The following is a 17,948-nucleotide window of genomic DNA, read 5'->3' on the forward strand; positions in this document are numbered from 1 at the left end:
CGTTCACCGTGCGCAGGACGCCCAAGGAGGACGCGCTACTCCTCCTCGTCCTGCTGCCTGTCGCGCTCGGTCTTGAGCTCCTCGGCCAGCTTCCGCGTCCAGTCCAGGCGCTCCTCCTCGAGCAGGTCGAAATATCCTTCCGGCAGCGCGGCGCTGATCTTACGTCGTTTAAAGAAAGCCACCAGCACCTCCCGTGTCGGTATAGTCGCGAGTCTTGACATTGTAGACGGCGATCTGGTCGGTCTCCCTGGCCAGCTTGATCGCGGTCTTTTTCCGGGCGATGTTCATCGACGGCTCGAGCCAGACTTTCCCGTCCTCGATCCAGCAACCCAGATAGATGTTCTTGCGATTCTCGAAGACGTCCCGGTTGTCGCGCAGGTAGCGGTCGATGGCTCGTGCCGCGACGTCCGGGTCGTCCAGGATGTTCGCGGGAAACTGGGCGGTACGCCCGGTCGTGGCCACCATGTAGCCCCTGACCGGCCGTCTGCCGGTGGCCGGAGACCAGGAGAAGCCGCCGTTGCGCCGGGCGTCCCTGATCAGGCCGGGCAGCGGCACCCGCCGGGCTCCGGGGAAGAACTTGGCGGCGCGGCGGGCGATGAACCCGGCCGCGCCGGCCGGGATCTTAGGCAACCAGCACTCGCGACGCCTGGTTCATCGACAGGTTCAGCATCGCCGCGGTGAGCCGCCTGGACGCCGGGATCGTCAGCAGCGAGCCGCCCGAGGTGGCCGCCGACGTGGCGATGGCCAGGCGGATCCGGACCGCCAGCGCCACGAGTTGCACGAAAATGACGATCTTGAGCGCGAGGACGAGCGCGGCGCAGACCACCAGGCAGACCCCGACGACCCGCGCGCCGGTCACGCCGCCCGCGACCACCGTGCGCGGAGCCTCCTGCCCGGTCCAGGCGTTCAGGAACGCGTCGATCGCCTCCCCCGCGTTGTTGCGGCGAACGGCGGCGGCGACGGCGTCCGCCCGCCCGGTGATGCCGTCGAGCCGACCGGCGAACCCGAGCCACGCGGTGGCCAGCCGGTGCAGCGCCTCCTCGTCCGTCTCGGGCCAGAGGTAGCCGAGGTCGTTCAGCAGGATCGTGAGTTCGGCGGGCAGCTTCACGCCCATGTCCCGCCGCCGATCATCCGGAGCGCGTCCTGCTCGGTGGCCTCGTACTCGGCGGCCATGGCGGCGAGCCCGTCACCGTGCCCGCCCAGCGCGGCGACCGCCGATTCGACGGAGCCGGCCGCGATTTCCTGAATGGCGGCGCAGGCGGCGGAGATCATGGCGCTGATGTCGTCGTTCTGCGGCATCGGACCGGCTGCGGAGATGGCCGCGAGTAATTCGTCGAACGCGCCACGCACGTCGCCGGCGACACTGTGGAGGTCCATTCCGGCGTTCCCCAGAACGGTCTTTCGGATTTCCATGCCGCTATCCCTCGGTCTGCCTTTCGAACCGCCGGAGAACGTCGTTGATGGTGTCCGCGAAAATACCGAAGTTCTCGGCCGAGAAGTCCTGCAGAGCGCGCAACTCAGCCGACAGCTCCGCCAGGTCCGGGGCGGACTCGGCATGCGCGGAGACGACCAGGCCGTCCAGTGCCTCGTTCACCGTGCGCAGGACCAGCTCGGCCAGGTCGCGCGAGTCCATCCGCCTGGCTCTCGCGTTCAGCTCCAGTGATCCCAGGCGGGCGCCCGTGGCGGTCAGGACGGCGGTCACGCTCACCAGCCCGTCGGGGTCCGCGCTCTTGTGCCGCACCTCGGGCGGGTCGGGCGCCGGCGTCCCGGCCGATTCGACGGCCAGCCGGGCCGCCTCGATGAGCCGGTCGAAGTCTCCGGCGCCAAGGTCGCCGATCATGTGGTGGCCCGCGAGCGGTCCGCCGAGGCGACACGGTCCGCAGCACCCGCACCTGGTACATGGTTCACGCAGCCGACTATATCCAACTATTTAGGCATGAATTGCAGGTTTTTCCCTCTCGCATAGCCGCAGGATCCCTGACGACCTGGTGGGCGGGGTGATCGCGCCCTCACGGCGGTGACCGCCGGGCGGCCGAGGAAGCGCGCAAAGCGGCGGGCAAGGCGCGCGGAGCGGTGCGCGGGCCAGATCGGCCGGGTGGAGGTGATCGCGACGTCCGCGATGGGCCACAGGTTCGCTTGCTAATGATCAAAAAACTTTGAGCCGACGGCGCGGGGTGGCTTGTGACGCCGACCGCCTCCGCCAACTTACGTTCGGTGAACATTCGTCTCAGCCACCGAAGGATCCCCATGCTGCGCCTCCACCGTACTCCGGCGAGCGGCCCGCCGCCGGTCTCCACGGATCACGAAGCGAACGTGCGAGATGCCAGACCCCCGCTGTGCGGCGACGTACTCCCTGAAGGGTGAACAGCGGCCGTTGATGGATCAGACCGGCCGATCACGCGCCAGTCCGGTCAAACTAGTTATCTCCGGAGAAGCAGTGGCTGTTGATGTTAGGGCCGACCGCCGGGTCGCGCGGCGCACGGAAGACCAGAGGTCACGACTCTGGAAAACCGTTCAGCCGCTCAGCCTGGTCTGTATCGACCTGGTGTGCATGACGTTCACGGCGGCCAACGCGGACCATGACCTGCCAGAGATCGCCCTGTCCGGGGTGCTGGTGATCGCGGTCAACAGCATCGGCCGTGTATACGCGCCGCGCGTGCTGCCCTCCGGCCTCGATTGCGGCTTCTGGCTCGCGGGCTCAGGTCTCGTGGCCGCGCTGGCCGCGTTCGGGACGACCACGCCGCTCGCCACGGTCGTGCTGTGCGCGGCGCTCTTCACCCTTCTCGCCCTGTGCGCCAGAGGTGTCCTCCACACCGCGATCCGCCGGGCGCGCCGGCGCGGAAGGTCCGCTCCCGCACTGGTGATCGGCGCGGGAACACACGGTCACCGGCTGGCGAGCAGCCTTCTCACCTGTCCGGAGTACGGCCTGTTCCCGCTGGGCTTTCTGGACGAGACCGCCGGGGAGAGCTCCTGCCTGCCCGTTCTGGGCCGGCTCAGTGACCTCACCGACATCGTGCAGGCGTACGGGGTGCGTGCGGTGGTCATCGCGGGACCCGGGCAGCAGTCACTCGCGCGAACGGCGCGGGCGCTGGGCTGCGAGGTGTACCTCGCGCCGGACTCCGGCGATCTGATCGTCGACTTCGTCACGTCGCGGGAGCACGTGCGCAGTTTCCCGCTGCTGCGGATGCGTCCCGAAGCACAACGGAGCCTCGCCTGGCCGCTGAAGCGCGCGCTCGACATCACCGTCGCCTTGAGCGGCCTCATCGTGGCCGCGCCGATTCTCGCCATCTGCGCGGTGATCGTGCGCAGGGAGGTCGGCCCGGGACCGTTCTTCAAGCAGCAGCGCCTGGGCTACCGGGAGGAGCCGATCGAGGTCCTCAAGCTCCGGACGATGAAGGGCGCGGACACCCACGAGTCCGCGACGTTGTGGAGCATCGCCCATGACAGCCGGGTCGGCCCGGTGGGCCGGTTGCTGCGCAGGACGTCGGTCGACGAGCTGCCGCAGCTCTGGAACGTTCTCAAGGGCGACATGAGCATCGTCGGCCCGCGGCCCGAACGCCCGCACTTCGTCGAGGAGTTCTCCCGGACCATTCCCGGCTACGGCTCGCGGCACCGGATGCCGGTCGGGATCACCGGCTGGGCCCAGATCCATGGGCTCCGAGGCGACACCTCGATCGAGGAGCGCGCCCGTTTCGACAACCACTACATCGACGGGTGGACCCTCCTGTCGGACGTCAAGATCATGATGCGGACCGTGAAGTCGCTGATCCGGCTGGGCGGGAGCTGATGGGGGCCCACCGACCCAGCCTCGCGGCGGCGCTCCGCCGGCCCACCCTGACTGCGGCACTCCGCCGGTCCAACCTCGCGGCGACGCTCCGCCGGCCCAGCCTGGCGGCGGCCGTGACGGTGTTGCTGACCTGTCTGCCGCTCGGCCCGGAAGAGCCGTACTCAAGTGTGCGCCCGACGGCGGCCGACCTGGCCTCGATCCTGCTGGCCGTCGTCGCCGGGGCCATCCTGCTCAAGAGCCGGACGGCCGCCAGGCTGCCATCCCGAGCCCTGGTCCTCGCGCCCCTGGCGGGCGCGGTCAGCGTCGCGACGCTGACCTCCGCCGACATGCTGGCGAGCGCGCCCGGCTACGTCCGTTACCTCCAGGTGTTCGTGATCATCCCGCTGGCCGTCCTGGTGACGATGCGCGACCGCACCGATACCTTGATCGTCGGTGGCGCGCTCGTCGGGGCGGCTGCGCTGCAGGGCCTGGTCGGCTGCGTGCAGGTGCTCACCGGCACCGGCGCGTCGTACGCGGGAGAGCCGGTGCGGGCCGTCGGCACGTACGGCTCGCACGACGTCATGGGCATGGCCAGCGTCGTCAGCTACGGGACGATCATCCTGCTGGCCGCCGGCCTGACGCTACGCGGCGGCCGTCGCGCCGCCGCGCTGGCCGGCGCCGGCCTCCTCTGCGTCCCCCTGGTGTTGTCGCTCAGCCGCGGCACCTGGCTCGCCCTGCTGGGCGCGGCGCTGGTCGTGCTCTTCGTGCACAGCCGGATGCTCGCCGCCCGGGTCGTCCTGGTGGGCGCCACGGCGGCGATGCTGCTGACCTGCGGTGTCGGCACGGGCGATGGCGTGCTGGGACGGCGGCTGGCCTCGATCACCTCTGCCGTGTCGCAACCCGACCAGTCCCTGAGCGACCGATACAGCCTGTGGCGCACCGCGGTGGACATGTGGATGGAGCAGCCGCTGACGGGGGTCGGGCCGCGCAGGTTCGCGCAGTTGCGTGATACTCACGCGCCTCTCGAACTGTCGTCCGGCAGCGACACCGACGACCCGGTGCACGGCTTCCAGCGCCAGCCGCTGCTCTCCCCGCACAACATGTACCTGCTGACGCTCAGCGAGCAGGGCCTGCTCGGGCTGGCCGCCTTCGGTGTGTTCCTCGGGGCCATGGCGTGGTGGGCGGTGCGTGGTGGCATTCTCATCGCGGCCGGACTGCTGACCTGGCAGATCATCGACTTCGCCTACGCTGACATCGGCGGCGCGCCCACGATGGTCACGTCCGTCGCGCTGGGGCTGGTCCTGTCGCTCGCCGCCCGGCCCCGGGCGATGGGGACGCCGGACGCCGGGACGGTCGCCGCGCGGCCCGAGGGGATGGCGCCGGACGATTCCGGGGACCGCCGCCCCGTGGGGATGGCGCCGGACGCCGTCGGTCGCGGCGGGGCGCGATGACCACGACCGCTTCGCCCGGCCTCAAAGCGGTCAGCGTCACGGCTCTGCTCGTCGGGCTCGGCTCCATGCTCGGGTTCGTCCGCGATCTGCTGCTGGGCACGACCTTCGGAGCCGACGCCGGCACTGACGCGTTCCTGGTCGCCTGGACGATTCCGGAGACCGCCGCGCCCCTGCTGATCGAAGGGGCGATGGCGTTCGTGCTGGTTCCGCTGTTCAGCCGGGCGGTGGAGGCCGGCGACGATCTGCGGATCCTGGTGTCGTCGACGCTGCCGCGCCTGTGCCTCGCGCTCGCGGCGCTGAGCGCGCTGACCGCCGCGAGCGCGCCGTGGCTGGTCGGCGTGCTCGCCCCGGGCATCCCGCGAGCCGGTCTCGCCACCGAGTGCATGCGCGTGGCGTCGATCACGATCCTGACGTTCGGGCTGGCGGGCTACCTGAGCGCGGCGCTGCGCGCGCAGCACGCCTTCGCGCCGCCGGCCGCCATCTACCTCGCCTACAACGCGGGAATCGTCGCCTGCGTGTGGTGCCTGCGCGACCAGGGCGCGTACGGGGCCGCGATCGGGCTGGCCGTGGGAGGCGTGGGCATGGTGCTGGTGCAGGCCCCGGCGTTCGTCCGGCTCTGCCGGCCGCTTCGCCTGCCCGCGCACCCGGTGCCGCTGGCCCTGGGCGCGTTCCTGCCGGTCGCGGTCTTCACGCTGGCCCGCCAATGTCAGGTCTTCATCGAGCGGTTCGTCGGCTCGTCGCTGGCCGAAGGCTCGATCTCGCATCTCAACTACGCGCAGAAGATCGCTCAGGTGGCGATGGTCCTGTCACTGATCGTGGCGACGGTCAGCTTCCCGCAGCTCGCCCGCGCCATCGCCGCCGGCGACCGCGCGCAGGCACGTCGCAGGATGGTCGACGACCTGGTCACTGCCTCGGCGATCGTGCTGCCCGCCACGGCGGGACTGCTGGTGTGCGCTCCGGACGTCGTGGCCGTGCTGCTGCGGCACGGCGCGTTCACCGAGGCCGACGCCGCCGCCACCGCGTGGATCATGCGGGTGTACTCGCTGGGGCTGCTCGGCCAGGCGGTGGTCGGGGTCGTGTGCCGGGCGTTCTTCTGCGGGGCTCGCGCCTCCTGGTACCCGGCTCTCGCGATGGCCGCCGGGCTCGTCGCGACCGGCGTGCTGGCCCGGCCGTCGTGGGGCGTCACGGGGATCGCCGCGGCCAACGCGGCCGGGATCACGCTGACCGCGGCGCTGCTGATGACCGGTTTGCGCGGGCGGATCATCGCCCTGCCGCTGCGCGCCGCCGCCGCGCCCCTCGGCGCGCTGCTGCTGGCCGCCGCGGTCGCCGCCGGGGCCGGTTGGGGAACGCGGTCGCTGGTCGCGAGCGCGCCCCTGCCGATCGCCCTGGCTCTGACGGCGCTCGCCATCGCCGCCGTGTTCTGCGTCGTGACAGCTCTTGTGGCAGCTCTCGGAGGAGCCCTCGGCAGAGCTCTCGGGGGAGCCAGGACCGCGCTCACCGAATTCACCGGGATCATCCGCTTGATCAGGATGCGAGGTCGTCTATGACCATGCCGCTCGTCCTCATGTATCACTCCGTGGAGAAATGTGACAGCGACCCGTTCCGCATCACCGTCTCCCCTGACCGCTTCGCCCGGCAGCTGGACTGGCTGGCTCGCCGCGGCCTCACCGGCGTCTCGATGCGTGAGCTCCTGCGCGCCCAGAGCGCGGGGAGCACGCGCGGCCTGGTCGGGCTGACCTTCGACGACGGGTACGACGACTTCCTCGGAGAGGTCGTCCCCGTCCTGCTCAGGCACCGGTTCACCGCGACGGTCTTCGTGGTGTCCGATCTGCTCGGCGCGTACAACGTCTGGGACGCCGCAGGCCCGCGCAAGGGGCTCATGGACGCCGACGGTGTGCGCTGGGCGGCGCGGCAGGGCATGGAGGTCGGCTCGCATTCGGCCGGGCACCGCTCGCTGGTCGGCCTGGCGGAGGCCGAGTTGCGGCACGAGGTCGCCGTGGGCAAGGCGGCGCTGGAGGAGGTGCTCGGCGCTCAGGTGAACGGATTCTGCTATCCGTACGGACACGCCACCGCCCGGGAGGTGGCCGCCGTCCGCCAGGCCGGCTACGACTACGCCTGCGCGATCGGGAAGTCCGGGCTGAGCGGCAGGCACGCGCTGCCGCGCACCTACGTCGGCGACCGCGACGGCGCGCTGCGGCTGCGCGCCAAGCGGGCCCGCCACCAGGCTCAGTGGGGCCGGTGGACTCAGTGGGCCCAGGGGACTCGGCGGGGTGGATGGACTCGGTGAAGGTTCTGCATGTCATCACCGGCCTGGCGGCCGGCGGCGCCGAGCAGCAGCTCAGATTCCTGCTGCCGCATCTGCGGGCCCGGTGTGAGGTGGCGGTGCTCACCGGCCGCGGCGTGGTGGCCGACGCCATCGAGGGCGCCGGGGTGCCGCTCCACCTCATCGGCATGCGCGGCAACAGGGACCTGCGAGCGGTGGGACGGCTCGCCCGGCTCATGCGCAGGCACCGCTACGAAGTGGTGCACACCCATCTGTACCGCGCGTGCGTCTACGGCAGGCTGGCGGCGCGGCTGGCGAACGTCCCGGCGATCGTGGCGACCGAGCACTCGATCGGGCACGAGCACATCGAGGGGCGCCGCCTCACCCGTGCGATCAGGGCGCTCTACCTGGCCAGCGAGTTGCTCGGGCACCTGACCGTGGCGGTCTCGCCCACCGTGGCCGACCGGCTGTCGCGATGGGGTGTGCCACGTTCGCGCATCGTGGTGATCCCCAACGGCGTCGACTGCGCGGCGTTCGGCTTCGACACGGCGCTGCGCCGGCGCACGCGGGACCGGCTGGGTGTGCCCGGCGACGCCTTCGTGGTCGGCGGGGTGGGCCGGCTGGAGCCGGGCAAACGTTTCGACCTGCTGATCGAGACGGTCGCGGCGCTCGAACAAGCGGTGCTGCTGCTGGTCGGCTCCGGTTCGTGCGAGGCGCGGCTGCGGCAGCTGGCCCGCGCGGCGGGAGCCGGTGGCCGGATGATCTTCGTGGGTGAGTCGACCGACGTGCGGGCCATGTTGTCGGCGATGGACGTGCTGGTCGCGCCTTCGGTCGAGGAGTCGTTCGGCCTGGCGGTCGTCGAGGCGCTCGCCTGCGGCCTGCCGGTCCTGTACGACGCCTGCCCGGCCGTGGACGACCTGCCACCGGGCTCGGCGCCGGGAGCGAGACGCGTCACGCCGGACCGGCTCCCCGCGGAGTTGTCCGCCCTCGTGGCCCGGCCGCCCGAGCGGTTGTCGCCGCCCGACGCCGTCCACCTCTACGACGTCCGCCGCCAGGCGGGCCGGCTGGATTCTCTCTATTTGCGCTTGCTGGGCGGAACGCCCAAGGAGGAACAACGATGACATGGACCCGGGCCCGCATCACCGGTGTGCTCACGCGATGGTGGCTACCGCTGTCCCTGACGCTGGGAACGCTGGGCGGCCTCGTGTACACCCTGGCGGCGGACGCGGTCTACGCCGCCGACGCCTACGTCGTGGTGGTGGCGGCCGGCGACCAGACGCGGGCGGCCGACTTCGCCGCCGCCTACGCCCGGATCGCCGGCCAGCCCGGCCTCCTCACCAGCGACCAGGCCGCGCAGGACAGCCTGACCGTGGCGGCCTCACCTGACGCTCCGCTGGTGCGTCTCACCTCCGTGGCCGGCACCGCGCGGGAGGCCGTCGATCGTGCCGACCGGGCGGCCACCAAGCTGATCGCCTACGCCGCCACCCACTCCGCCGACACGCACGTCTGGCTGTCCTCCTTCGCCGGCGCGTCCTCCTCCAGCCTGCCCTCCTTCCCGGTGCCGCTGATCAGCGTGGCCGTCGGCGCCTGCGGATCGGCACTGGTGGCCGGTCTCATCCGCCTGGCCGCACCGCAGCGCGCCCACCCCCGTGCGCGCCGCGAGTCCACGGCCGTGTTGAGCGGGGCGAGCGCATGAGCGCCGCACCCGCGCGGACCTCGCGCCTCGGGCTCACCGTGCAGGTGGTCAGGGAAGACGAGGACCTGGCCGCGTTGTCGGCGGAGTGGCCGGACCTGTACGCCCGCAGCTCGGCCGCCACGCCGTTCCAGTCCTACGGCTGGCTCTCCTCGTGGTGGCGGGCGTACGGAACCTCCGGGCGGTTGCGGGTCTTCCTCGCGCGCCGGGGCGGGCAACTGGTGGCGGCGGCGCCGTTCACGCTGGGCCAGCGGCTGGGCTGCCGGGTGCTGACCCCCGTCGGCGGCGGGCAGGCCGACTTCACCGACATCGTGGTGGACGACTCCGAGGGAGACGCGGGCCTGCTCGAACTGCGGGCCGGGTTGCTCGCGCAACCGGGCTGGGACGTGATCGACCTGCCCGAAGCACGGCCGGGAGCGGCGATCCGCCGGCTGGCGGAGCTCTGGGAGGGCAGGGCCTGGACGCTGCCCGCGTCCACCTGCCTCCAGCTCCCCGGGCGGCCCATCGAGCACGTGCTCACCGCGCTCAACAGCCGGCGGGCGCGCCGGCTGCGCGCGGCGCTGCGCAAGCTCGACACCATGGACATCTCGGTCGCCGAGGTCGAGGCGGATCGGGTCGAGCAGTCGATGGCCGAGTTGTTGCGCCTGCACACCCTGCAGTGGGAGAGCCGGGGCATCAACACCCAGCACACCCAGCCGCGGTTCCGGGACCACCTGGCGCGGACCGCGCGGTCGCTCGTGGTGGACGGCCACGCGATGCTGACCGAGCACCGGATGCGCGGGCGGCTGCTGGCCTGTGACTTCACGGTGGTCGGCAAGGACTTCGTGGGCGGCTACCTCTACGGCGCCCATCCGGATCTGCGGGCCGAGGCCGACGTTCTCACGATGTTGTTGCGCCACAACCTGGCGACGACCCACCGGCTGCGCAAGCCCGTGCTCAGCCTGCTGCGCGGCGACGAGCCGTACAAGACGAAGTTCGGCTGCGAGGCGGTCGTCAACCAGCGGGTGCTGCTCGGACGCGACCTGCGCGCCACCGCCTACGCCGCGACGGCGGGCGCCCGCGCCGCCGGTCAGGAGCTGCTGAAGCGGCGCTGCCCGCGACTGGTGGAAAGAGTCACGGCATGGCGTTGACGCCGAGCGTCCTGCACGTCACGCAGCCGGTGGACGGCGGCGTCGGGGCGTACGTGGCCATGGCCGCCGCCTACCAGGCCCGGCAGGGCTGGCGGGTCGCCGTCGCCTGCCCGCCGGCGGGCCCGCTGGCCGATGAGCTGGCCGGTCTGGGCGTGCCCTGCCTGGCTTGGGCGGCCACTCGCGATCCTCGGCCGTCCGACGTCGTACGGGCCGCCGCGCTGTCGCGGATCGTCGGCGCGTTCGGCCCCGACGTGGTGCACCTGCACTCGTCCAAGGCCGGTCTGGCGGGCCGGGCCGCGCTCAGGGGACGGGTGCCCACCCTCTTCCAGCCGCACGGCTGGTCCTGGCTGGCCGCGCGCGGCCCGTTCGCCGCCGCGGCGCTGGGCTGGGAACGGCTGGCCGCGCGCTGGGCCGACCGGGTGATCTGCGTGGGTACGGACGAAGCCGCGCTGGCCAGACGGCACGGAGTGCCCGGATCGCTCGTCGTGGTGCGCAACGGCGTCGATCTGCGCCGTTTCACCGCCGCCGGCGCTCAGGAACGTGCGGCGGCCCGCGCCGCGCACGGCCTACCGGACGAGACGCCGCTGGCGGTCTGCGTCGGCAGGGTCACCCGCCAGAAGGGCCAGGACCTGTTGTTGTCGGCGTGGGAGCGGGTGGCCGAGCGCGACGGCCGGGCCCGGCTGGCCGTGGTCGGCGACGGCCCGCTGCTGCGTGAGCTGCGCTCGCGGGCCGTGCCAGGCGTTCACTTCGCCGGCGACGTGGCCGACGTCCGATCCTGGTACGCCGCGGCCGACGTGGTGGTGCTGCCTTCGCGCTGGGAGGGGCTGCCGCTCACCGCGCTGGAGGCGCTCGCCACGGGACGGTCGCTGGTCGCCTGTGCGGTGCCGGGGCTGGCCGAGGTGGTGACCGGCGCGGTCGGTGCGCTGGTCGAGCCCGGCGACGGCGCGGCACTGGCCGAGGCGCTGCTGCTGCGACTCGGGCAGCCCGCGCTGGCCGCCGCGGAGGGTTCGGCCGCCGCGGTGCTGGCGGGTGCCTTCGACGCGGACCGGTCGATGGCGGCGCTCGCGGCGCACACGCTGGAGGTGGCCGCCGGGGCGGGAACGGGCGTCGGCGGCGCGTTCAGCCGGTCGCGGAAGACGGCCGACGAGCGCGGGTTGGACCAGCACTGCCAGACGCCGTGCGGACAGTAATCGGAGATCGAGTGATAGGCCACGTCGTGACTGCCGATCCAGTCGAGCATCCGCCGCATGTACTCGGGACGATCCCCGTAGCGGAACAGCCCCCACTCGGGGAAGGAGATGGCCTTGCGGTGCCGGGCCGCGAAGTCGGCATGGGCCCGCAGGCCGTACGGCTGGTCGACATAGTCGGAGAACAGCCGGCCCGGCCCCTGGTCGTAGCTGTCCATGCCGATGATGTCGACCACGTCGTCACCCGGGTAACACTCGGTCCAGGGGATCGCGTCCCGGCCGCGGCTGGGCGCGAAGTCGAAGCGGAAACGCTGGCCGGGCATCCCCCGCATGGTGGTCACGATGCGTCTCCAGTACTGCTTCCACGCCTCTGGGTCGGGAGCGCACCGGCTGGAGTAGGTCGTCCCGTTCATCTCCCAGCCGAGCACGATGATCGTGTCTTCGGCGCCGCCGGAGACCAGCTTCCCGGCGAGCCGGCGGAAATGATGGTCGTGCACGCCGCGCGCGCCTTCGGCGAGCCGCTGCGACACCGCGCCGTCCCGCATGCCGGCCTCGTTCGGGGCGATCATCGGCACGTTCACCGCCAGGGTCCGGCCGGGCTTGGCCGCGCGCCAGGCGATCCACGGATCGAGGATGAACGCGGGTCCCTGGATCCCCTCCCAGCGCTCACCGGGCAGGTAGGTGCGCCCCACCGTCACCGTGCCGCGCGACCACCTCTCGAAGCCGGCCACACGCCGGACGCCGCGTACGTCCGAGCCGAGGAAGACCCCCAGCTCCGCACGCGTGCGCGCGCGGCTCTCCGAGGTGTCGATCCGTGCACCCAGGCCCAGCCAGACCGCCGCCACCGAACCCGCGACGATCGCCAGCGAGCAGTGCAGACAGCTTCTTCTACGCACCACCGCACATCCCCATGCGTTGCCCTTTCCCCTTCATACGGCCCAGGTAGCGGTAAACCGGATATTCGACTCGCGACTTGCCCGATTCATGGCTTTCTCGCGAAGGAGCAGGACCTGAAAACCATGCTCGACTGCACCGTCCCGGCGCTCGTGCTGCGGCAGGACCGCAATCTCTTCCACCATGGAACGCTCGGCGCCATCCGCTCCCTCGGCAGGGCGGGAGTGGAGGTGCACGGGCTCATCGACAGCGGTCACGAGCCGGCCGCCCGCTCGAAATACCTGACGCGGCTGCACACGTGGCCGCGCGACCGGGACATCGTCGATGCGCTCACGCGGGCCGCCGAGCACATCGGACGCCGGGCCGTCCTGGTGGCGCTGGACGACGCGAGCGCCATCGCCGTCGCCGAGCACGCGGCGGAGCTGCGCCCGCACTACCTGATGCCGGACCAGGTCCCCGGCCTGCCGCGGACCCTCGCCGACAAGCGCCTGCTGTCCCAGCTCTGCGCCACGCTCGGCATCGCCCAGCCGGAGACACGTCTGATCACCGGCGCGCACGACGCCGCGGCGGCCGTGGCCGACTTCGGGCTGCCCCTGGTGGCCAAGTGGGCGCAACCTTGGCTCATTCCCGCCGGCCTCGGACTGCGCAACACCAGCCTGGTGCGGCAGGCCAAGGACGTGGACCGGCTGCTGCGCAGCGCGCCGGGCCGCGACCTGCTGTTCCAGCGCTTCGTGCCGGGCGGCCCCCGCTCGGACTGGTTCTTTCACGGCTACTTCGACGAGCACTCGCGCTGCCTGTACGGCGGAGCGGGACGAAAAGAGCGCTCCTATCCGGCGGGCGCCGGCCTCACCACCTACGGGCGGTGGCTGCCCAACCCCGTCGTGGAGAGGACCGCACACGAACTGGCGGCGACGCTGGGCTACCGCGGTGTCCTGGACCTCGACTTCCGTCACGACCCGGCGGCGGACGCCTATCACCTGCTGGACTTCAATCCCCGGCTCGGCGCCCAGTTCCGGCTGTTCCGCGACGGCAACGGCCTCGATCTGGTCCGGGCCGCGCACCTGCATCTCTCCGGCCGCCAGACGGTGCGGGGACCCGCCGGGCACGGGCGGACCTATGTGGTGGAGAACTACGACCTCCTCACCGCGGGCCCCAGGAGCCTGCGCGCCCTGTGCGCGGCCGACGAGTTCGCCTGGTTGTCGGCCGACGACCTGCGGCCCTTCGTGGCCATGGCCGGACGGACGATGAAGCGCGGTGTCGCCCGGCTGAGCCGGTCACGGATATAGCGCCGGACCATCACGACCTTGAGGGAGGACATGTGCGTACCCCGGTGATCGACGTCGCGATCGTGGGCGCGGGCCCGTACGGGCTGTCAGTGGCGGCGCACGCGCTGCACGCGGGACTGAACGCCCGGGTCTTCGGCCGGCCGATGCGGGCCTGGGAGCGGCACATGCCCCGTGGCATGTTGCTGAAATCCGAACCGGCCGCCTCGCATCTCGGCGACCCGGATCGGCGCTACGGCCTGGACGCCTTCCACTCCTGCTCCTACGGCGAACCGGTGCCCGTGGAGCGGTTCGCCGCCTACGGCAAGTGGTTCCGCGCGCGGACGGTGGGCCAGGCTCTGGACGAGTCGGAGGTGACGGCCCTCGGCGTGAAGGAGGGGCTGTTCGCCCTGACGCTGTCGTCGGGGACGACCGTGCTGGCCAGGACCGCGGTGCTCGCGCTGGGCTTCCTGCCGTTCGCCTTCCGGCCCGGCGCCCTGGCCGCGTTGCCGTCCGATGCCGCCACGCACAGCTCCGACCATCACGAGCTCGGCACGTTCGCGGGCCGGGACGTGACCGTGGTGGGCGCGGGACAGTCGGCGCTGGAGACCGCGACGTTGCTGGCCGAGGCCGGGGCGAGCGTCCGGATCGTCGCCAGGACGGCCGCGCTGGCCTGGAACGACGTCCCGCAGGAGCGGCGCTCGACGTTGTCCCGTGTCCGGGCGCCCCGCTCCATGCTGGGCAGCGGCTGGCCCTCGGTGGCCTGGTCGCGGTTGCCGGGCGCGGTCAGGTATCTGCCGCGGGCGGCCCGCGGCCACATCGTGCGCACCACCCTCGGACCCGCCGGATCCTGGTGGCTGCGGGAGCGTTTCGACGGCACCGTGGCGGTCGCCCTGGGGATGCGGCTGATGGCCGCCGAGCACCGCGACAGGGTCCGGCTGCGGCTTGCCGACGCCGCGGGAACGGTCACCACGCTGGACACCGAGCACGTGATCGCGGCGACCGGCTACCGGGTGGACGTGGCGAGGATCGCGATCCTCCGCGAGGACCTGCGGCGGGCGGTGGCGTCGCCGGGTCCCGCTCCCCGGCTCAGCCCGACCTTCGAGACGTCCGTCGCGGGGTTGTACCTGGTCGGGCTTGCGGCGGCGGCCACGTTCGGCCCGGCCATGCGGTTCGTGTGCGGCTGCGACTTCGCCGCCCGCCGGGTGACCCGGGGCCTCGTGAGCCGCCTGCGCACCTCGCGACGGACTTCGGGGCCGCCGATGTTCTGATCACGCCCTGCGGGGCCGAGACGGCAGGTTGGCACACCCAGATCACCGATTTCGGGGGGAATCATCATGGCTTTTCGCGCGATATTGGCCTGTACGGCCACAGCTTTCGTGAGTGTCCCGGGCATCGTTCCCGTCACGCATGCCGACACCACGTCATCGTCCTTCAGCAACTCGGTCACGAGGGCCTCAGGCCGGACGCCGTCCGGCGTCACGGTGACCGTGCGGAAGACGATGATCGGATCCACCCGGGTGGCCTCCGCCGAGGTGTCGCCCGCCGACCCGGCCGCGAACGCCGACGAGTATCTCGTCCCGGCCAACGCCAAGACGACGGCCGGCTTCATCGACCGCTACGAGGACTTCGCGGTCGAACCGGACGACTGGAGCGACGTCGCCCTCCTGACGTTCACCTTCTCCAGGCCGGTACGCGACCCGCACCTGCACGTGTTCGGCACCGGCGGCTCCTCGGGCGACGTCGAGGACCGCGACGACTACTGGGCCGCCGTCCACCTGGTCGGCGGCACCCCGGCCACGCCCGCCTTCTCCCCGGTGGCCGGCTTTCCCGGCTACCGGGTCAGCGCCCGCTCGATCGAGCCTGACCGCGTACGTCTCACCGAGTCGACCACCTGCGGCGTCGTCTACACCTGCGGGACGGTCAAGGTGAACGGCACCGTCCGGTCGTTCACCGTCAAACTGGCGGCTCATGACGTGCACCACGGGCACGGGGGCCCCACTCCCGAACTGTGGGCCGCGTTCAAGTTGTCACTGACCGAGGACGGCTCCGACGCGCCCGCCTCCTACGGCCCGGCCGCCCACGCGATCACCGACTCCTCGCTGGGACGCTCCGTGAGCGCCGACCACACCGACACGGTGAGCGCGAGGCCGCGCGGCCTGCCCACCGGCACGGATGACGACGACGCCGTGAGCACCGCGCGGGCGCGGGTGGCGACCCGAGGCCGCTTCTGCACGCTCTCGGTGCCGGTGCGGGCCGGATCGCCATCGAACGTCACCGGGTGGATCGACTTCGACCGTGACGGTCGCTTCGACACCGGCGAGCGGGCCACCACCCAGATCCCGGAGGGTGCCACCACGGCCCGGCTGAGCTGGTTCGCGCCCCAGCGGCTGCGCAACGGCCCCGCCTGGATGCGGCTCCGCATGACCGCGCGCTCTGAGACGACGGCCTCGGCCACCGGCTGGGCCGACAGCGGCGAGGTCGAGGACCACCGCGTCCACCTCGTCCAGGTTCCGCCGCGGACGCCCGCCGACACGCCTTCCCCCATGTTCGCGCACCCGCCGCGCGGCGAGGGTTACGGGCCGGCGCCCACCGGCGGGGACCACCGGTTCTGAGGAGCGGCGCGACCGCCGCCGCGCGTGCGGGAAGGGCCCCCGGCACCAGGCGGCGGCGCTCCTGCCGGCATCCTCCGCGGCTCGGGCGATCAGCCCGTCCGCGGAGCCGGTGGCGGATGCCGGCTATTATTGACCAACTGGTCGGTCAATAATAGCCTTCAGGGGTGCGTACCAGAGATCCAGACGCGAAGCGGGCGACCCTCATCGACGCCGGCCTGACGCTCGCCGAGGAGGCCGGGCTCGGCCGGCTGAGCGTCGACAAGATCGTGGCGGCGGCCGGGGTGGCCAAGGGCAGCTTCTTCCACCATTTCGGCAGCCGCGCCGGCTTCCTGACGGAGTTGCATCGGCGCTTCCACGACCGGCTCACCGAGCGCATCGACCACGCGATCTCCGAACTCCCCCCAGGGCGGGCGAGATTGCAGGCGGGCACCCAGGCTTACCTCGATGGTTGCGGAGCCGACCGCGCCGTACGCGCCCTCCTGGTCGAGGCACGCGCCGAGCGTGATGTCCTCGCCGAGGTCGCCCAGCGCAACGATCAGTTCACCGACCTCGTGGCACCCGACTTCGCGGCCATGGGCCGGCGCTTCCCAGAGGCGGCCGCACGCCTGTGGGTGACGATGACCGCCGAGGTCGCCGTCGCGGAGTCCGCAGCGGACGCGGCGTTGCCGGAACTGCGCGCCGCGCTCCTCGACTACCTGGACCGGCCCCGATGACCCCGGACCACCGCGCTTCCCGACCACCTGGACCGGCCCCAATGACCCGGACCACCGCGCTTCCCGACCACCTGGACCGGCCCCGATGACCCGGACCACCGTGGCGACCGCGCTCGGACCGGTCGCGGTGACGGTGCGAGGCGCGGGCGCCCCGGTCATCCTGCTGCATGCCAATCCCGGAGACAGCCGCGACTTCGACGCGATCGTCGCGCCGGCCGCGGAACGCTTCACCACCTATGCGGTGGATTGGCCGGGCTATGGCCGCTCCCCGGCGCCGCCCAACCCGAGCGCCGTCACGGCGATGGCCTACGCGGACCTCCTGCCGGGCATCCTGAACGGCCTCGGCCTGGCCCGCGCCGCCTTCGTCGGCAACAGTGTGGGCGGGTACGCCGCGGCCCGGCTCGCCGTCACCCACCCGGCGAGTGTCGCGGCCTTGGTCCTGGCCAACAGCGGCGGCTTCACCCGGCAGAACGTCGTCACGCGGGCCGTCACCCGATGCAAAGGGACGGAGAGGGTCACCGGCGCGCTGATCGGCCGGCTGCCGAAGGTGTACCTCCGCCGGCGCACTCCGGTCGTGCGCGAGATGCTCGCCCGCGACACGCGACGGCGCGGCGACCGGGCCGCCATCGCCCTGGAGGCGGCCATCTGGCGCAGCTTCAACTCCCCCGCACACGACCTGCGCGCCCAGGCGCCACACATCACCGCGCCGGTGCTGCTCCTCTGGGGCACCCGCGACCCGCTCCTCGGCATCGACGGCCGGCAGGCCCGCCGCTGCATCCCCCGAGCGACGTGGCACCCCCTCCGGACCGGCCACGCGCCCTTCGCCGAAGCACCCGAAGACTTCCTCGCCGCAGCACTGCCCTTCCTCGAATCGGCGCACAACCCGGCCTGATCCGGGCGCTCGGCCGACGCGGGTTTCCGCTATTGACCAACCGGTCGGTCAATAGTAGCCTTTTGGCGAACAGGGAGAGGCA

At 72.2% G+C, this 17,948-nt stretch carries 18 protein-coding genes and 1 pseudogene; 13 read left to right on the top strand and 6 right to left on the bottom strand.

Annotation, left to right across the window (positions count from 1 at the left end; translation table 11 throughout):
• Positions 1 to 35: 35 nt before the first annotated feature.
• From ACWD0F_RS41105 to ACWD0F_RS41125, 5 genes are read right to left on the bottom strand one after another with little or no spacing between them, the layout of a single operon-like run.
• Positions 36 to 182, bottom strand: coding sequence for a hypothetical protein (locus ACWD0F_RS41105; protein WP_449886656.1), 147 nt, complete (start codon positions 180 to 182; stop codon positions 36 to 38).
• Entirely contained in the window at positions 169 to 630 is a 462-nt protein-coding gene (locus ACWD0F_RS41110) for a hypothetical protein (protein ID WP_449886658.1), read from the bottom strand. The genes ACWD0F_RS41105 and ACWD0F_RS41110 overlap by 14 nt, the downstream gene beginning before the upstream one ends.
• Positions 623 to 1,114 carry a WXG100-like domain-containing protein gene (locus ACWD0F_RS41115; protein ID WP_449886661.1) on the bottom strand — a complete coding sequence of 164 codons (492 nt, stop codon included), beginning with the start codon at positions 1,112 to 1,114 and terminating at the stop codon, positions 623 to 625. The genes ACWD0F_RS41110 and ACWD0F_RS41115 overlap by 8 nt, the downstream gene beginning before the upstream one ends.
• A complete protein-coding gene (locus ACWD0F_RS41120) occupies positions 1,105 to 1,413 on the bottom strand; it encodes a hypothetical protein (protein ID WP_449886664.1) in 309 nt (102 codons plus the stop codon). Before ACWD0F_RS41120 ends, ACWD0F_RS41115 begins: the two co-directional genes overlap by 10 nt.
• 4 nt (positions 1,414 to 1,417) lie before the next feature.
• Positions 1,418 to 1,840: a hypothetical protein gene (locus ACWD0F_RS41125; RefSeq protein WP_449886667.1), complete on the bottom strand. Its 423-nt coding sequence runs from the start codon at positions 1,838 to 1,840 to the stop codon at positions 1,418 to 1,420.
• A gap of 711 nt (positions 1,841 to 2,551) precedes the next feature.
• Between ACWD0F_RS41125 and ACWD0F_RS41130 the strand changes: the two genes are divergently transcribed.
• Genes ACWD0F_RS41130 through ACWD0F_RS41165 form a run of 8 tightly spaced genes read left to right on the top strand, consistent with a single transcriptional unit; the run spans position 2,552 to position 11,493 of the window.
• A complete protein-coding gene (locus ACWD0F_RS41130; protein WP_449886669.1) occupies positions 2,552 to 3,787 on the top strand; it encodes a sugar transferase in 1,236 nt (411 codons plus the stop codon).
• Positions 3,787 to 5,217 carry an O-antigen ligase family protein gene (locus ACWD0F_RS41135; protein WP_449886671.1) on the top strand — a complete coding sequence of 477 codons (1,431 nt, stop codon included), beginning with the start codon at positions 3,787 to 3,789 and terminating at the stop codon, positions 5,215 to 5,217. Before ACWD0F_RS41130 ends, ACWD0F_RS41135 begins: the two co-directional genes overlap by 1 nt.
• Positions 5,214 to 6,764 carry a lipid II flippase MurJ gene (locus ACWD0F_RS41140; RefSeq protein ID WP_449886673.1) on the top strand — a complete coding sequence of 517 codons (1,551 nt, stop codon included), beginning with the start codon at positions 5,214 to 5,216 and terminating at the stop codon, positions 6,762 to 6,764. Before ACWD0F_RS41135 ends, ACWD0F_RS41140 begins: the two co-directional genes overlap by 4 nt.
• Positions 6,761 to 7,504: a polysaccharide deacetylase family protein gene (locus ACWD0F_RS41145; RefSeq protein ID WP_449886675.1), complete on the top strand. Its 744-nt coding sequence runs from the start codon at positions 6,761 to 6,763 to the stop codon at positions 7,502 to 7,504. Before ACWD0F_RS41140 ends, ACWD0F_RS41145 begins: the two co-directional genes overlap by 4 nt.
• Positions 7,501 to 8,601: a glycosyltransferase gene (locus tag ACWD0F_RS41150; protein ID WP_449886677.1), complete on the top strand. Its 1,101-nt coding sequence runs from the start codon at positions 7,501 to 7,503 to the stop codon at positions 8,599 to 8,601. The genes ACWD0F_RS41145 and ACWD0F_RS41150 overlap by 4 nt, the downstream gene beginning before the upstream one ends.
• The gene (locus tag ACWD0F_RS41155) at positions 8,598 to 9,176 is read left to right on the top strand and encodes a hypothetical protein (protein ID WP_449886679.1); all 579 of its coding nucleotides are present in this window, start codon (positions 8,598 to 8,600) and stop codon (positions 9,174 to 9,176) included. Before ACWD0F_RS41150 ends, ACWD0F_RS41155 begins: the two co-directional genes overlap by 4 nt.
• Positions 9,173 to 10,303 carry a GNAT family N-acetyltransferase gene (locus ACWD0F_RS41160; protein ID WP_449886682.1) on the top strand — a complete coding sequence of 377 codons (1,131 nt, stop codon included), beginning with the start codon at positions 9,173 to 9,175 and terminating at the stop codon, positions 10,301 to 10,303. Before ACWD0F_RS41155 ends, ACWD0F_RS41160 begins: the two co-directional genes overlap by 4 nt.
• Positions 10,294 to 11,493, top strand: a complete 1,200-nt coding sequence (locus ACWD0F_RS41165) for a glycosyltransferase (protein ID WP_449886685.1) — start codon at positions 10,294 to 10,296, stop codon at positions 11,491 to 11,493. The genes ACWD0F_RS41160 and ACWD0F_RS41165 overlap by 10 nt, the downstream gene beginning before the upstream one ends.
• A 209-nt stretch (positions 11,494 to 11,702) precedes the next feature.
• On the opposite strand, the pseudogene ACWD0F_RS41170 reads toward ACWD0F_RS41165, so the two are convergent.
• Positions 11,703 to 12,059 (bottom strand): annotated as a pseudogene (locus tag ACWD0F_RS41170) (glycosyl hydrolase); the annotation flags it as partial.
• A 450-nt stretch (positions 12,060 to 12,509) separates the two neighbouring features.
• On the opposite strand from ACWD0F_RS41170, the gene ACWD0F_RS41175 reads away from it, so the two are divergent.
• The 5 genes from ACWD0F_RS41175 to ACWD0F_RS41195 all read left to right on the top strand — a co-directional run bounded on the left by ACWD0F_RS41175 (position 12,510) and on the right by ACWD0F_RS41195 (position 17,866).
• Positions 12,510 to 13,670, top strand: coding sequence for a carboxylate--amine ligase (locus ACWD0F_RS41175; RefSeq protein ID WP_449886688.1), 1,161 nt, complete (start codon positions 12,510 to 12,512; stop codon positions 13,668 to 13,670).
• Between the two features lie 32 nt (positions 13,671 to 13,702).
• Positions 13,703 to 14,917, top strand: a complete 1,215-nt coding sequence (locus ACWD0F_RS41180; RefSeq protein WP_449886691.1) for an NAD(P)-binding domain-containing protein — start codon at positions 13,703 to 13,705, stop codon at positions 14,915 to 14,917.
• Positions 14,918 to 15,148: 231 nt separating this feature from the next.
• Positions 15,149 to 16,261: a GEVED domain-containing protein gene (locus ACWD0F_RS41185; protein WP_449886694.1), complete on the top strand. Its 1,113-nt coding sequence runs from the start codon at positions 15,149 to 15,151 to the stop codon at positions 16,259 to 16,261.
• Between the two features lie 164 nt (positions 16,262 to 16,425).
• A complete protein-coding gene (locus ACWD0F_RS41190) occupies positions 16,426 to 16,974 on the top strand; it encodes a TetR/AcrR family transcriptional regulator (RefSeq protein ID WP_449886696.1) in 549 nt (182 codons plus the stop codon).
• Between the two features lie 85 nt (positions 16,975 to 17,059).
• Complete coding sequence (locus ACWD0F_RS41195) at positions 17,060 to 17,866, top strand: alpha/beta fold hydrolase (RefSeq protein ID WP_449886699.1); 807 nt, start codon at positions 17,060 to 17,062, stop codon at positions 17,864 to 17,866.
• Positions 17,867 to 17,948 lie beyond the last annotated feature (82 nt).

This window comes from Nonomuraea sp. NPDC002799, assembly GCF_053592075.1.

Bases quoted from the DNA above. Each gene is read 5' to 3' on its own strand.
- ACWD0F_RS41115 (WP_449886661.1), bottom strand. From the start codon at position 1,114: ATGGGCGTGAAGCTGCCCGCCGAACTCACGATCCTGCTGAACGACCTC.
- ACWD0F_RS41120 (WP_449886664.1), bottom strand. From the start codon at position 1,413: ATGGAAATCCGAAAGACCGTTCTGGGGAACGCCGGAATGGACCTCCAC.
- ACWD0F_RS41125 (WP_449886667.1), bottom strand. From the start codon at position 1,840: ATGATCGGCGACCTTGGCGCCGGAGACTTCGACCGGCTCATCGAGGCG.
- ACWD0F_RS41130 (WP_449886669.1), top strand. From the start codon at position 2,552: ATGACGTTCACGGCGGCCAACGCGGACCATGACCTGCCAGAGATCGCC.
- ACWD0F_RS41135 (WP_449886671.1), top strand. From the start codon at position 3,787: ATGGGGGCCCACCGACCCAGCCTCGCGGCGGCGCTCCGCCGGCCCACC.
- ACWD0F_RS41140 (WP_449886673.1), top strand. From the start codon at position 5,214: ATGACCACGACCGCTTCGCCCGGCCTCAAAGCGGTCAGCGTCACGGCT.
- ACWD0F_RS41145 (WP_449886675.1), top strand. From the start codon at position 6,761: ATGACCATGCCGCTCGTCCTCATGTATCACTCCGTGGAGAAATGTGAC.
- ACWD0F_RS41155 (WP_449886679.1), top strand. From the start codon at position 8,598: ATGACATGGACCCGGGCCCGCATCACCGGTGTGCTCACGCGATGGTGG.
- ACWD0F_RS41160 (WP_449886682.1), top strand. From the start codon at position 9,173: ATGAGCGCCGCACCCGCGCGGACCTCGCGCCTCGGGCTCACCGTGCAG.
- ACWD0F_RS41165 (WP_449886685.1), top strand. From the start codon at position 10,294: ATGGCGTTGACGCCGAGCGTCCTGCACGTCACGCAGCCGGTGGACGGC.
- ACWD0F_RS41175 (WP_449886688.1), top strand. From the start codon at position 12,510: ATGCTCGACTGCACCGTCCCGGCGCTCGTGCTGCGGCAGGACCGCAAT.
- ACWD0F_RS41185 (WP_449886694.1), top strand. From the start codon at position 15,149: ATGATCGGATCCACCCGGGTGGCCTCCGCCGAGGTGTCGCCCGCCGAC.
- ACWD0F_RS41195 (WP_449886699.1), top strand. From the start codon at position 17,060: ATGACCCGGACCACCGTGGCGACCGCGCTCGGACCGGTCGCGGTGACG.